This is a genomic window from Paenibacillus roseus (assembly GCF_016424485.1).
Taxonomy (GTDB): Bacteria; Bacillota; Bacilli; order Paenibacillales; family Paenibacillaceae; genus Paenibacillus_D; species Paenibacillus_D roseus.
Window position 1 is genome coordinate 1 of sequence record NZ_JAELUP010000091.1, and the last position, 381, is coordinate 381.

Sequence of the window (381 nt, forward strand, 5' to 3'; positions counted from 1 at the left end):
AACAAAATTTATAAATAAAACCATTGCAATTGATTTAAAAAAAGAGCAAGAAAAAAATTATATTTCATTAAATAAAAAAAAATCTGCTTACTCTGTGGATTCAATTAAACATTCTATTCAAAAACTAGGAAACTTTGTAACTCAACGACATTTAGCTAATCAATTATTTGTCAGATTATTAACAAAATCTCTTGTAATTAAAGATGAAAATTCTAAAATAACAAAAGAAAGTGAGAGTGAATCTAGTGATTATTCTGACTCTGATTTTGATATGGATTTTATAAAAGAACAAGAACAAACAGAAAATAGATCTTCTATTTTAAAAAAAATTGATTTTAAAGGAATTATAGAATTACAATTAGAACAAAAACAAAAAGAATT

At 21.5% G+C, this 381-nt stretch carries 1 protein-coding gene; it reads left to right on the top strand.

Annotation, left to right across the window (positions count from 1 at the left end; all coding sequences use genetic code 11):
- Positions 1-381 (top strand): hypothetical protein (locus JFN88_RS16255; protein WP_199020318.1); only part of this gene is annotated, 381 nt, incomplete at both ends.